Source organism: Runella sp. R0.1_18, from assembly GCF_057652155.1.
Map to the genome: position 1 here is coordinate 84,840 of NZ_JBYFCK010000008.1, position 14,914 is coordinate 99,753.

Genomic DNA, 14,914 nt, shown 5'->3' on the forward strand with positions numbered 1-14,914 from the left:
AACGTCTCTACCATTGCAATATGACACCATCGTTGCAATGGCTGTAGCATCGTTGCATTGCAACGATGCTACGACCCTGTCCATAAACGAACTAATTTTGTCCGTTTATGGACATTTTTATTTGTTTTGTGTCATTGTAAAAAACTGATAATCAGATTTTTATATTTCTGGTATGGCATTTGGGAATAAGAGGGTAAACCTGAACATCTCATGCTACAGAACTACCTCAAAATCGCTTTTCGGAACCTAGCCCGAAACAAAGTGTATAGTTTTATCAACATCACTGGCTTGGCGATGGGTATCGCGGCTTTTTTGTTGATTCTCCAATACGTAAGCCACGAAAAAAGCTTCAATCAGTTCCACCCCAATTTGGCTTCCATGTACCGCTTACTAAATGAAGACGTGAAGGGCGCCATGTGGGGTGAAGTAGAACCAGGCTGGGCTACGCGCGCCAAACAACGCTTCCCCGAAATCAAAGAATACTGCCGCTTTGCCGACGGTATGGCACAAGGTATTGTGCGGCGTGAAGGTGCTAAAACCGAATCATTCCGCGAAACCAACATCAGCTACGCCGAAGGCAACTTCTTTTCGTTCTTCAATTTTCCTCTCACCGCAGGCGCTCCCAAGGCATTGGAAAAATCAAACGTAGTGTTTTTATCGGCTTCTTATGCCAAAAAATATTTTGGTGCCGAAAACCCTTTGGGGAAAGTGTTGATGCTTTCCAATCAATTTGACACCAACCCTTTTACCGTAGAGGGTGTTTATGCTGACATGCCCACCAACTCGGATATTCGGTATGACATGGTGTTTTCGTTGGAAACTTTACGTAACCCCGCCAACTTGCACGGTAACGGATGGGCCAACATAGACAATCTTGATAACCAATACATTAATACATTTTTTCAGCTCAACGAAAAAGTAAATCCAGCAGCTTTTGAGAAAAAACTAACAGCCCTACGAAACGAACTCAGCAAAGAAAACGACGGCGTAAAGTTTCGTCTAGTGCCCCTCAAAAATGTTCACTTAGCAGCTTCACTGAGCGATACGTATCTCACGCAAGGAAACCTCAAGTACGTCTATATGTTGGGCGGAATTGCGTTTTTGATTTTGGTCATTGGTTGGTTCAACTACGTCAATCTTTCTACGGCTCAGTCGCTCAAACGTGCCAATGAAGTAGGCGTTCGCAAGGTAATTGGCGCAACGCAAAGCCATTTGGTGAAGCAGTTTTTGGGTGAGTCGCTCTTAGTTAATGTCCTAAGTTTTGTTTTGGCGCTGGTGATAGTGGCCTTCCTTCAGTCATTTTTTAACCAACTGATTGGTACGCCGCTCTCCTTTGCTTCTTTAGCCTCTACCTCCGTCTGGGCGTGGGGATTGGGTATTTTACTTTTAGGCTCCTTATTTTCGGGTGGATACACCGCTTTTTTACTTTCCAATTACAACCCTGTTAAGACCTTAAAAGGCCAAATCACCAAAACGTCGGGCGGTGGGCTCCTTCGAAAATCGCTGGTCGTTTTTCAATTTGCTATTTCGGTCTGCTTAGTTGTGACAACGATGGTGATTTATCGGCAGTTGCACTACATGCAAACGCAGAGTTTGGGGCTAAATCCGCAGCAGTTGTTGGTAGTTCGTGGGCCAGAAGTGGGAAAAGACGCCACCTACAAAGTACGCCAAACCACGTTTCAGAATGAGTTGACACAACAAACGTTTGTGAAAGACTACGCGACTTCAGGAAGCGTGCCGAGCGGTTGGTACAATTTTGCCACCTCAGGCTTTACCCAACCCAAATCTAAGCCAGGCGACGAACTCATTTCGTATTCGTTTGCCATCATTGGCGACCGTTTTCTGAAAACTTACCAAATCGACCTCAAAGCGGGGCGAAACTTTACGCCTGCCGAATGTGATGTGGATTGGAACCAAAACAGCAAGGTTTTGCTCAATGAACGAGCGGTGGAGTTATTGGGGTTTGCGAATGCCGAAGAAGCTCTTCGCACCAAAATCAAGTGGGATGAGCGTTATTTGGACGTAATCGGAGTGGTAAAAAACTATTATCACACAGGATTGAAAAGGGCCATTGACCCCATTATTTTTTATCCCCAAAACAACAGTGCCTATTTTACCATTCGCTTAACCGCCGACCGTATGCCTGAAAAAATAGCGGCTTTGGATAAACTGTACAAAACCTACTTTCCAGGCAATCCGTTTGACTACTCCTTTGTGGATGATAATTACAACAAACTTTATGTTTCCGAACAACAGTACAGCCGCATTTTCACAACGGCGTCGTTGTGGGCGATTTTTATTGCTTGTTTAGGCTTGTTTGGCTTGGCTACGTTCACCGTCGAATCGCGCACCAAAGAAATCGGAATCCGCAAAGTGCTAGGAGCTTCGGTGTTTGGAATCATGGCGTTATTGTCCAAAGACTTTCTCAAACTGGTTATTATTGGTATCCTGATTGCTTCGCCGATTGCGTGGTATTTGACCGAACAATGGCTGAAAGATTTTGCATCTCGCATCACTGTTTCGTGGTGGCTGTTTGCGGCGGCGGGTGCTTTGGCTATTGTGATTGCATTGCTAACGGTGGGTTTTCAGGCGGTCAAGGCCGCATTGTTGAATCCTGTAAAATCATTGAAAACAGAATAATCCATACCACGCCGTAGGGACGTTGCAATGCAACGTCCCTACGGAATATATACCAATAACCCTATACAACCATGATACGGAATTACCTCAAAGTTGCGTGGCGCAACCTCATCAAAAACAAAATGTACAGTTTCATCAATATTGGTGGACTGGCCGTAGGCATGGCAGTAGCCATGATGATTGGACTTTGGGTTAACGACGAATTATCGTTTGATACCTACCACGCTAATTATGACCGCATTGCTCAAGTAATGCAACACGCTACTTTCAACGGAAAAGTGGGAACCCAAACCTCTAACCCTGCCCAGATGGCGCCTGAGATTCGGACAAAATACGGGAGTAGTTTCAAACACGTAGTGCAAGCCTCGTGGGAAGGGTCGTATGTGTTGTCGTTGGGGGGTAACCACGTGACAAAAGAAGGGATTTATTTTGAGGAAGGCGCGCCTGAGATGCTTGGCCTCAAAATGCGGTATGGCACTTACGCAGGGCTAAAAGACCCCTATTCGATTATGCTTTCCGAATCGGTTGCTCAATCGCTCTTTGGTAACCAAAACCCATTGGATAAAACGCTGAAAATCAATCGTACTTACGATGTAAAAGTGACAGGGGTATATGAAGATTTGCCTTACAATACCTCATTTCGTAACCTAAAAGTGATTATGCCGTGGTCGCTTTGGCTGATTGATAACCCGTGGGTCAAACAAATGGAAGACCCTTGGGATAGCAACTTTAGTCAAACGTTTGTTCAAGTGGCAGACAACGTATCAATGGAAGCGGCTTCCAAACGCATTAAAAATGTCAAAGCCAACAACCTGAGTAAGGAAGAATTAAAGTATAAATGGGAGGCGTTTCTGCACCCAATGAGCAAGTGGGCGTTGGAAAGTGAATTTAAAAACGGCGTCAATACGGGAGGAAATATCCGTTACGTTTGGATGTTTGGCATCATTGGAGTGTTTGTGTTAATACTGGCGTGTATCAACTTTATGAATCTAGCCACGGCTCGCAGCGAAAAACGCGCCAAAGAAGTGGGTATTCGTAAAGCGGTCGGTTCGGTTCGGGCCCAATTGGTCAATCAGTTCTTCTCGGAGTCATACATGGTGGTGGTATTTGCCTTTGTGTTGGCTCTTTTACTTGTCACGCTGTGTCTTCCCTTTTTCAACGAAGTGGCCGATAAAAAAATAGAACTTCCGTGGGCAAATCCTGTTTTCTGGTTGCTCAGCCTATCGTTTATTTCACTTACGGGCTTATTAGCAGGTAGTTACCCTGCGTTATATTTATCTTCTTTTCAACCATTGAAAGTACTCAAGGGAACATTTCGAGTGGGTAAATGGGCGGCGATTCCGCGCAAGGCGCTCGTGATGATTCAGTTTACGGTTTCGGTGGTTTTGATCATTGGTACCATCATCGTTTACCAACAAATTCAGTACGCCAAAGACCGTCCCATCGGATATGAGCGAAAAGGCTTGATAAGCATGGGAATGGATAAAGAAATTCAAGACCATTTTGAGGCGTTCAGAGCTGAACTAAAATCGGCAGGAGCCATTGAAGAACTCACAGCGTCTAACAGCCCACTTACAGGGGTTTGGAACACCAATGGTGGTTTTGACTGGGAAGGTAAAGATCCAAATTTAGGCGTAGATTTTCCCAATAGCCGCGTCACCAAAGAATGGGGTAAAACCGTGGGTTGGAAAATCAAACAAGGTCGCGATTTTTCGAGGGACTTTGCAACTGATTCTGCCGCCTTTGTCATCAACGAGTCTGCGGCGAAATTTTTAGGATTTAAAGAGCCCGTTGGTAAAATTTTAAAATGGAACGGCAAACCTTACACCATCATTGGAGTGGTGAGCGATATCATGGCCGAGTCACCGTTTTACCCCGTACGCCCTTCGCTCTACCATACACGCGACAAAGATTTATATAACTTAACCATTAAACTCAACCCAGCTCAAAGTTCGAGTAAATCTATTGCCACACTTGAGCGCATCTGGAAAAAATATGTTCAAAACGTGCCTTTTTCTTACGAATTTATTGACCAACAGTACGGCAATAAGTTCAAAGCCGAAGAACGTATCGGCACTTTGTCGCTCTATTTTGCAGTTTTGGCCATTTTGATTTCGTGTTTGGGCTTGTTCGGAATGGCGAGCTTCGTGGCCGAACAGCGCACCAAGGAAATCGGGATTCGGAAGGTATTAGGCGCAAGTGTGCCTAATCTTTGGCAGATGCTTTCGCGCGATTTTGTGGGCTTGGTACTGCTTTCTAGCCTGATTGCCAGCCCGATTGCCTACTACTACCTCAACGATTGGCTCAAAGGATACGACTACCACGTCGAAATTTCTTGGTGGGTATTTGCCGCCGCAGCGGCGGGAGCGTTGGTTATTACGTTGTTGACCGTCAGCTACCAAACCCTCCGTGCCGCATTGGTGAATCCTGTTAAATCATTGAAATCGGAATAATCATGCTACGAAACTACCTCAAAATCGCTTGGAGAAACCTCCTTAAAAACAAACTATACAGCGTTATCAATATTTTTGGGTTAGCGATTGGTCTTACCTGTTTTTTATTGATTTCGTTGTACGTCGTCGATGAGCTCAGTTATGACCGCTATCTTAAAGACGCTAACCGTATCTACCGCGTACACTCAGACATTAAGTTTGGGGGAACGGAAATGAAAATGGCGCTGAGTTCCGACCCTTTTGGCCCTACGTTGAAAAAAGACTACCCCGAAGTGGAACAATACGTGCGTCTGTACGCTGAAAACAGTCGTCGATTTATCCGAAAAGGCAACGCATTTTTGGTCGAAAACAACTGCGTCAATGCCGATTCTACTTTTTTTGAGGTGTTTCCGTTTAAAATCATCGAAGGCGACGCTAAAACGGCTCTTAACGCACCTAACACCGTTGTTTTAAGTCAGTCGGCAGCGGAGAAGTTTTTTGGTGCTGGCCCTGCGGTAGGAAAAATCCTTTCAACGGGTGTCAACAATCCCCAAGAATACAAAGTAACGGCGGTCTATGAAGATATTCCCAAAAACTCTCACTTTAGAACGAACGTCATTTTTTCGTTTAAAAACGTGGATTACAGCTTCGGTAACTTCCTAAGCCATAATTTCTACACCTACATCAAGCTTAAAGAAGGTGCTGATTACAAACAACTTGAGGGAAAGTTTGACGGGTTGATTAACAAATACATTCTCCCCCAAGCCAAAGCTTTTGTTGATATCAAAAGCATGGATGAATTCAAAAAAGCGGGAAATTACATTCAGTATTCCCTCATTCCGCTCTTAGATATTCACTTAAAATCGAACAAATTATACGAGTTTGGGGTCAACGGAAACATCGAGTACGTCTATATTTTTTCGATTGTGGCCGTGTTCTTGTTACTCATTGCCTGTATCAATTTTATGAACTTGAGTACGGCTCGGTCGGCCAATCGAGCCAAAGAAGTGGGGATTCGCAAAGTACTAGGTACGGAGCGTAACAGCTTAATTCGACAGTTTATGGCCGAATCAATCCTGACGAGCTACTTGGCCTTCGGAATCGCGCTGGTGTTGACCACGATACTCCTTCCTTACTTCAATCAAATTGCGGGCAAAGAGTTTACGCCCGCTACCATGTACCAGCCTACCTACTTGCCTTTTTTGCTGACATTGCCCCTCGGTGTTGGGATTTTGGCGGGGTATTATCCTTCCTTTTTCTTGTCGTCTTTTAAGCCAATTGAAGTTCTCAAAAGCAAGTTGAATGCTAACTTTAAGCGTTCCAACTTTCGGAATGTTTTGGTGACCTTCCAGTTTGTCACCTCGTTGGTATTGGTTATTTCTACCTTTATTATTTACCGTCAACTCAACTATATACAGCATAAAAACCTCGGTTTTTCGAAAGACCAAGTGCTTGTGGTGACGGGAACATCATCATTAGGCGAAAACAACCGCGTCTTCAAGGAAGAAGTCAAAAAAATGGCGGGGGTAAAAGCTGGGGCATTTGCGGGATATTTACCTGTTGCCAATTCGTCACGCAGCGATAATTCGTACTCAAAGACGCCCATTATCGACGTAAAAAATGGGTTTAATATGCAAAACTGGACTATTGATGAGGAGTACATTCCTACTTTGGGCATGGAGCTTATCAAAGGCCGAAACTTCTCCAAAGAATTCGGAGCCGATTCTAGTTCGGTCATTATCAATGAAGAAACCGCCAAACTGTTGGGCTTCGACGACCCTATTGGGAAGAATATTTACACCAGCGAAGGCAACGCCTCCAACCCCGTCACGTTGACGATTATTGGGGTGGTCAAAAACTTTCACTATTCATCAATGCGTCAAAATGTAGGGGCATTGTGCTTCCGATACGGGCGCAGCGGCTGGGACATGGCGTTTAAAGTCAATACCTCAGACCCACAAAAACTCATCAAGCAGATAGAAGGTCAATGGAAGCAGCTATCGACTGGTATGCCTTTCAATTACCATTTTCTTGACGAATCTTTCAACGAAATGTATCAGGCTGAGCAGCGCGTCGGCACCATTGCGCTCATTTTTGCCATTTTAACTATACTCATTGCCTGTTTAGGATTGTTTGGGCTGATTACGTACATCGCCGAACAGCGCACCAAGGAAATCGGGGTGCGTAAAGTACTCGGAGCGAGCCTTTTGAGCATTGTTGGCTTATTGTCCAAAGACTTTTTAAAGTTGGTTGCGATTGCCTTCTGTATTGCGGCACCGTTGGCGTACTATGCCATGTACGCGTGGTTAGAGGACTTTGCGTTTCGGGCCGAAATCCCGTTGTGGATTTTTGGCGCAGCAGGGGCAGCCACGATGCTGTTAGCCTTCTTGACCGTCAGTTTCCAGTCCATCAAAGCCGCCTTGATGAATCCTGTCAAATCGTTGAAATCGGAATAATTTCCCGTAGCGACGTTGCAGTGCAACGTCGCCACATTCATAACAATTATACCACCATGCTACGCAACTACCTCAAAATCGCTTTTCGGAACCTACTAAATGACAAAGTATTTAGCAGTATCAACATCCTAGGCTTGGCAATAGGATTTTCGGCGTCGGCGCTTATTTTGCTTTGGGTAAATGACGAATTAAACTTTGAAAATAGTCACGAAAATAAGCACCGAATTTATCAGGCGTGGAATCAGGTCACCGAAAAAGGCAAGACAAGTAGTTGGAATGTTACTCCACAATCTATGGGTCTTGCGTTGCAAAAAGATTATCCCGAAGTCGAAAAAATGACGCGGGTAGATTGGCCTGATAAGTATTTGTTTCAATCAAAAGAAACCAAAATCAAAGGAACCGTTCAGATTGTCGATTCTACCTTTTTGGATGTTTTTACCTTCCCATTGCTCAAAGGTGACGCCAAAACCTGTCTTAACGGTGTCAATAGTACGGTCATTACACAAGATTTTGCCAAAAAACTATTTGGAAATACCGACCCAATGGGGCAAATCATTAAACTCAACAACGAAAGCGATTTTGTGGTAACAGGCGTGTTGAAAGACCTTCCTCTTAACACTGATTTTGCCTTCGAATGCCTCGTGCCGTGGCGATTTAAGGTAGCCAACAACATGGAAAGTTTGTACTGGGGAAACAACTCAACAACGACCTATGTGTTGTTAAAAACGAATACCGACGCTCAGGCATTTAACCAGAAAATCAAGCATCTACGCAAACGATACGATAAAGAAACGGCCAATTGGGAAACTTTCGTTTATCCCTTTGAGCGGTTGCGCCTCTACGGAAACTTTAAAAATGGAGTAGAAGAAGGTGGTAAAATCGAACAAGTGCGCAACTTTTCGGTCATTGCCCTCTTGATATTGCTGATTGCGTGCATCAACTTCATGAATTTGAGTACTTCTCGCAGCGAAAAACGCGCCAAAGAAGTAGGGGTCAGAAAGGCGTCGGGGGCGAGTCGATTCTCGCTGATTAAACTGTTTTATTTCGAGTCTATTCTCACCTCATTGTTGGCGGGCGTGTTAGCAATCGCCATCATTATAGTCAGCCTACCCGCGTTCAATCAACTCATTGAGTCTAAAATTGTCATTGATTGGTTGAATCCTGAGTGGATTGCTTACTCTTTGGTTTTCGTGGTCGTTACGGGATTGGTAGCAGGGTCATATCCTGCGTTATTCCTTTCGAGTTTTAATCCTTTGCAAGTATTGAAAGGAAGTTATTTCAACATTTCATCCCCAATTACCCCGCGAAAAATACTCGTTGTTTGTCAGTTTGTGTTCTCTGTTTTGCTTATTTCTTGTACCATGATTATCAAGCAACAATTAGATTATGCCCAAAACAGAAAATCAGGTTATGACAAAGCCAACCTGGTCTATCATCCCGTAGAGGGCGATATTTCTAAAAACTTTGACCTTATCAAAGCCGATTTGTTGAAAAACGACGTGGCGGTTTCGGTCGTAAAAACATTTTCACCCATCACCGAAACCTGGAGCAACACGGGCGGGATGCAATGGCGCGGCAAAGCCACCGACGACCACAGGAATATTGATCGTTTTGGCGCAGACGACCAAATTGTAAAAACGCTTGGACTGGAGATTGTAGAAGGGCGTGACTTCGACTTAAAAGCCTATCCCACCGATTCTTCTGGGGTCATTATTAATGAAACCGCCAAAAAGATGATGGGCTTCAAGAGTCCTATTGGCGAAAAAATCACCGACGGGGGTTGGGAGTTTCAAGTGATTGGGGTGGTGAAGGATTTTGTGATGCAATCGCCTTTTCGAGAAATCAACGCGGTCACAATCGCGGGTCCTAAGATGAATTTCTTCAACGCAGTACACGTCAAGTACAATGCGGCCAAACCAATGAGTGAAAACCTAGAAAAAGCAAAGGCCGTTTTCAAGAAATACAACCCCAATTACCCGTTTGAGTATCATTTTGTGGATGAAGCCTACAACAAAAAATTTGAGAGTGTAGAGCGGTTATCGTTCATGGCACAAGGGTTTGCTTTCTTGACCATTTTTATCACTTGCTTAGGCTTGCTTGGGTTGGCCACGTCGCTGGCGCAGCAAAAAACCAAGGAAATTGGCATTCGCAAAGTGCTAGGAGCAGGCATAGGCCAAATTGTGCTGTTGATGTCAAAAGGATTTGTTACGCCAGTGCTATTGGCCTTTCTGATTGCGAGTCCGCTGTCGTACTGGATCATGAATAAATGGTTGGAAGAATACACCTATAAAATCACCATCAATCCTTTGGTTTTTGTTTTAGCGGGGCTTGTAACGGTTGTTATTGCCTTGTTTACAGTGAGCTACCAATCCATCAAAGCCGCCTTGATGAACCCTGTCAAATCGTTGAAATCGGAATAATTTCCCGTAGCGACGTTGCATTGCAACGTCGCCACATTCATAACAATTATACCACCATGCTACGCAACTACCTCAAAATCGCTTTTCGGAATCTTTGGCACAATCGCCTCTTCAGCTTTATCAATATTGCAGGACTGGCCACAGGTTTGGCCGTTACGTTGTTGATTGTACTTTACGTAGCTCATGAGTACAGCTTTGACCGTTTTCACGAACACGCTGACCGCATTGTAAAAGTAGAATTTAAGCATCAGGAAGGTGACCAAACATTTACTGTCCCCTGGATGTCTTATCGCTTTGCAGAAGCTGTTCAGAAGGCTTCTCCTGAGGTTGAAAATTATGCCCGCATTAAAGTGGGTAGCTATTCCACTAAGCAAGTCATGTCTGATGTACAGCATAAAAACTACGAATCGGGCTTTGGTTTTGCCGACAATCGTTTCTTTGAGGTATTTTCTTTTCCATTACTGAAAGGCGACCGTCGAACGGTGCTTTCTCGTCCGCATACGGTGGTGCTCACTGAACGGATGACTAAAAAGTATTTCGGTAACGCTGACCCCATTGGAAAGACGATTACTTATGACAAAAAGCATCTTTTTGAAGTCGTAGGAGTTGTTGCAGACCCTCCACTCAATTCTTCTATTCAATTTGACTTTTTAGCCGATTTAGAATCCCAACGTGCTATGGATCGCGCTATGTACAGTAGTTTCATGGATGAAAAACAAGCTAATGAACAACTCGAATCGGTTGGAGCTACAGGTAGTTTTGATACTTATTTTTTGCTAAAAAATGCCAATGCCGCTGCCAACGTAGCGCGTAAAATACCGTCGCTTTTGAGCGAAAAAGCAAAGATTAAAAGTAAATACGATAACTATTATCTGTACGCACTGCCCAATTATCACTTTGATACTTCCTATAAATCAGTTCAAAAGACCGTTAATACCTTCGGAATTATCGCGGTATTGATACTGAGCTTGGCGCTTATCAATTATGTGAGTCTCACCACTGCCCGTGCGACCATCCGCGCGAAAGAAGTTTCGGTCAGAAAAGTGGTGGGGGCGGCTCGCAAATCGCTCATTGTTCAGTTTTATCTGGAATCGACGTTGTATGTGACCTTAGCCTTTGGCCTTGCGTTGGTCTTTTTTAGTTTACTAAAGCCTTTTTTTTACAATACATTACAACTTAAGATTGATACATCGTTTGTATCTACGCCTTACTTTTGGGTGCCTGCCATTGGTTTTTATTTCGTGAGTATCTTATTCTCAGGTAGCTATCCAGCGCTTCTCCTATCTAACTTTACGCCTATTTCTATTTTAAAGGGTAAACTGGGGATGGGGAAAGGCACTGTGACATTAAGACAATCGCTGACCGTTTTTCAATTTACGATTTCAATTGCGCTTATTATCGGTTCTATTCTGATCAAAAAACAGTTGGATTTGTTTCTTAGGCAAAACGTAGGTTTGGAGCGCGAACAGATTGTAGGAATTCGTTTGGATAGTGAAACGGGTATTGACAAACACTACTCATCACTCAGAGCTAATCTCAGCCAAATCAGTGGCGTAGAAGCTGTAACAGCCTCATCGTTGCCCATTTATGGTGGCTATATGAATGGTTTGAACCTTAAGACCCTACATTCCACTAAAGTGGTCAGCACTAATAGTTTTCCCGTCGATAAAGAATTCATCAAAACGATGCGTGTACAGTGGGCGATTGCACCCACCCAAAAGGATGCGCTAAGTAGTGGGGGCAGTATTATCATCAATGAGACCGCAGCAAAAGAACTGGGTATAAATGCCAAAAACTACCAACAACCTATTGATATCGGCAGTGGAACGCCCAAAAATCTGGTGGGCGTCGTTAAAGATTTTCCGTTTACATCCCTTCACCAGCAGATTCGTCCAATGGCGTTTTTTATTGGCAAAAACGATTCGTTTTACGAATACATCTACGTTAAACTGGAAAAAAATGCCAATGTTCAAGAAAAACTCGCCGTTATGAAGCATGTGTATGATAGTTATAAAGTAGATAGACCTTTTGATTACTATTTTCTGGACGAAGCTTATCAAAAACTCTACGACTATGAAATCAGTACGGGCAAAATTATTTTTGCTTTTACAGGCTTGGCCATTTTAATTGCCTGCCTAGGCTTGTTTGGATTAACCGCTTTTACGGCTGAACGCCGAACAAAAGAAATAGGCATTCGGAAAGTGCTCGGGGCAAGTGTCGCAAGCATTGTCGGGTTACTTTCGGGTGAGTTCCTGAAACTTGTCTTAATAGGCGTTGTCCTTGCTTCTCCCATTGCCTATTATTTCCTTACTTCTTGGCTTCAAGGCTTTGCCTATCGCATTGAAATTACTTGGTGGCATTTTGCAATTTCGGCACTACTGACCCTTTTTATCGCACTACTGACAATCAGCTACCAATCCATCAAAGCCGCCTTGATGAACCCTGTCAAATCGTTGAAATCGGAATAATTTCCCGTAGCGACGTTGCACTGCAACGTCGCTACAGCATGCAATGCCCCTACCGATACGTCACAAACCCCTAAACCTCATGTTACGCAACTACCTCAAAATCGCTTTTCGGAACCTTTGGCAAAACAAAGTGTATTCGTTTGTCAACCTCTCAGGACTTACCCTCGGACTGACGGTGGTGATGCTGATTATGCTGTACGTCAAAGACGATTTGTCCTTTGACCGTATGCACGCGAAAGGCCCGCAAATTTTTCGGTTGATACAAGACCGTAAAGACTTGCAAGGAAATCTGAGTAAAATGGGAAATACAGGAATGCCCCAAGGTCCCGCGTTTGTGCGTGAACTTGGTGATTTTGAGGCGTATTGTCGCTTTAAAAACGGTTGGAATACCCTCGTCAAAAAAGGCAACGAAGGGATTAAAGAAAATCTGATGTACACCGACAACTCGGCGTTGACCATGTTTTCGTTTGAGGTGTTAGCAGGAGACGCCCGCACGGCCCTTAAGGACTTAAAAAACGTGGTGATTACCGACCGCATGGCCGAAAAGTATTTTGGAAGCCAAGACCCCGTGGGTAAACTAATCCAAATCGGGGATGAAGGGTCGGCCTTTAAGCCGTTTGTGGTGGCGGCCGTAGTCAAACACCCACCCGCCAACTCGTCGATTCAGTTTGATATGTTGATGTCCATCGACCACCTCATTTCACCTGACCCTCAGCAACGCGCCAACGATGAAAATTGGTTCAATGCAAGTTTGAATACGTTTTTGTTGGTCAATCCGAAAGCGAATGTGGCACAGTTGGGCAAAAAAATGGAGGCGGTGACAAAGAAGTACACCTCTGATTTTTTAGAAAGTGTGCGTAAAGATAATAGTGAAGGCAAAACCTACGAAATGAAGTTTAAGCTGCAACCTTTGTACGAAATGCACTTAAACCCTGAGTATTACGCCTCCAATGGCTTAGAATACTGGTCAAATGAGCGTTATCCGAAGATTTTGACGGGACTGGCGTTGTTGGTTTTGGTCATTGCTTGTATCAATTTTGTGAACCTTACGCTGGCCCGCTCGCTCAAACGTGCCAAAGAAACTGGCATTCGGAAAGCAACGGGCGGCACGCGTCAGCACATTTTAGCGCAGTTTTTGGGAGAGTCGTTTTTGCTGACGGCCTTGGCGTTTGTTCCGTCGTGGGTGTTGGCCTACCTTTTGCTGCCTACGTTCAGCGAATTGACCGACAAACACTTAGAAAGCACTTACCTTTTCCAGCCTTCGACTTTAGCCCTGTTTGTCGGTTTACTGTTTTTGGTTGCTCTCTTGGCGGGATTTTACCCTGCGTTGGTGCTTTCAGGTTTTCGCCCTATCGAAACCTTACGTGGTCCGTTTAAACTAACAGGCCGACAAACGTTTGGGAAAGCGTTGGTGGTGTTTCAGTTTGTCTTGGCAGGAGTGTTGATTATCGGGACGGTCATTGCGACTCGTCAGTTTAATTACATCGTTCAGGCTGAGCTTGGCTACAAAACCGACAACATTCTTCGCTTTTGGTTGCCTTGGGAATACATTGAAAAGATAGCCGCACCGCTCAAAAACGACTTGGCGCAGTTGCCTTACGTCGAAAAAGTTTCCAGCAAATCAGGGGATTGGAACAGTACGATTTATCAAGTCAATGGCAAAAGCACCGATTATATCTATTACGAGTACATCGACGAAAATCACTTGCAGTTGATGGGTATTCCGTTGGTGCAAGGACGGTATTTTTCGCCAAAATATGCGTTGGATACGGTTTCAAATATCATTGTTAACGAGGCTTTTGTACGGGAGTTTGTTCCCAAAGGTCAAAATCCATTTACCCTTTCTATTCGCCAACGGGACAAATCATTGAACATCGTCGGGATTGTGAAGGATTTCCACTACGCTTCGTTCAAGGAGAAAATCAAGCCCATCGTGTGGGCGCGCGATACCCGTCGGCAAGCGGGCTGTGTTCACGTACAAATTACGGCCAACCACCAAAAAGAAGCGTTGGCGCAGATTAAGAAAGTCTATAAAAAGTACGTTCCCTACCTTCCTTTGGAATATTATTTCTTGGAAGATTTTCGGATGGAACGCTACGCCGACGACCTGCGCTGGAAACAGATTTTGACCTATACCTCTTTGGTTGCCATTTTGATTGCCTGCTTAGGGTTGTTTGGCTTGGCCACCTTCGTGACCGAACAACGTACCAAAGAAATTGGTATTCGGAAAGTACTGGGGGCGGGCGTAACGAGCATTGTAGCACTTTTGTCAAAAGACTTTCTGAAACTGGTGCTTATCGGTATTCTCATTGCTTGTCCTTTAGCCTACTACTTTGGCAATCAATGGCTTCAAGACTTTGCGTACCGCGTCGAGATAAATGCTTGGGTGTTTGTACTTGCGGGTGTCATAGCGATGCTGGTTGCCCTAGGAACTGTTGCGTACCAAGCTCTTAAAACGGCACTGACCAATCCTGCCAATACCTTGAAAACGGAATAAT

6 protein-coding genes are annotated in these 14,914 nt (G+C 44.3%); all 6 read left to right on the forward strand.

The annotated features are described in order from the left end of the window. Positions 1 to 210: 210 nt before the first annotated feature. The 6 genes from AC23P2_RS15705 to AC23P2_RS15730 all read left to right on the forward strand — a co-directional run bounded on the left by AC23P2_RS15705 (position 211) and on the right by AC23P2_RS15730 (position 14,913). Positions 211 to 2,640, forward strand: a complete 2,430-nt coding sequence (locus AC23P2_RS15705; protein ID WP_487774087.1) for an ABC transporter permease — start codon at positions 211 to 213, stop codon at positions 2,638 to 2,640. Between the two features lie 71 nt (positions 2,641 to 2,711). Further along, positions 2,712 to 5,093, forward strand: a complete 2,382-nt coding sequence (locus tag AC23P2_RS15710; protein ID WP_487774088.1) for an ABC transporter permease — start codon at positions 2,712 to 2,714, stop codon at positions 5,091 to 5,093. A gap of 2 nt (positions 5,094 to 5,095) precedes the next feature. Beyond that, the gene (locus tag AC23P2_RS15715) at positions 5,096 to 7,528 is read left to right on the forward strand and encodes an ABC transporter permease (RefSeq protein ID WP_487774089.1); all 2,433 of its coding nucleotides are present in this window, start codon (positions 5,096 to 5,098) and stop codon (positions 7,526 to 7,528) included. A gap of 56 nt (positions 7,529 to 7,584) precedes the next feature. Continuing rightward, positions 7,585 to 9,948: an ABC transporter permease gene (locus AC23P2_RS15720; RefSeq protein ID WP_487774090.1), complete on the forward strand. Its 2,364-nt coding sequence runs from the start codon at positions 7,585 to 7,587 to the stop codon at positions 9,946 to 9,948. Positions 9,949 to 10,004: 56 nt separating this feature from the next. After that, positions 10,005 to 12,416: an ABC transporter permease gene (locus AC23P2_RS15725; RefSeq protein ID WP_487774091.1), complete on the forward strand. Its 2,412-nt coding sequence runs from the start codon at positions 10,005 to 10,007 to the stop codon at positions 12,414 to 12,416. A gap of 79 nt (positions 12,417 to 12,495) precedes the next feature. Next, positions 12,496 to 14,913 (forward strand): ABC transporter permease, encoded by a 2,418-nt coding sequence (locus tag AC23P2_RS15730; RefSeq protein WP_487774092.1) that lies wholly within the window; start codon positions 12,496 to 12,498, stop codon positions 14,911 to 14,913. The last annotated feature ends 1 nt before the right edge of the window (position 14,914 follow it).

What these genes read in the sequence shown, in the direction of transcription:
- AC23P2_RS15705 (WP_487774087.1), top strand. Translation starts at nt 211, where the DNA reads ATGCTACAGAACTACCTCAAAATCGCTTTTCGGAACCTAGCCCGAAAC.
- AC23P2_RS15710 (WP_487774088.1), top strand. Translation starts at nt 2,712, where the DNA reads ATGATACGGAATTACCTCAAAGTTGCGTGGCGCAACCTCATCAAAAAC.
- AC23P2_RS15715 (WP_487774089.1), top strand. Translation starts at nt 5,096, where the DNA reads ATGCTACGAAACTACCTCAAAATCGCTTGGAGAAACCTCCTTAAAAAC.
- AC23P2_RS15720 (WP_487774090.1), top strand. Translation starts at nt 7,585, where the DNA reads ATGCTACGCAACTACCTCAAAATCGCTTTTCGGAACCTACTAAATGAC.
- AC23P2_RS15725 (WP_487774091.1), top strand. Translation starts at nt 10,005, where the DNA reads ATGCTACGCAACTACCTCAAAATCGCTTTTCGGAATCTTTGGCACAAT.
- AC23P2_RS15730 (WP_487774092.1), top strand. Translation starts at nt 12,496, where the DNA reads ATGTTACGCAACTACCTCAAAATCGCTTTTCGGAACCTTTGGCAAAAC.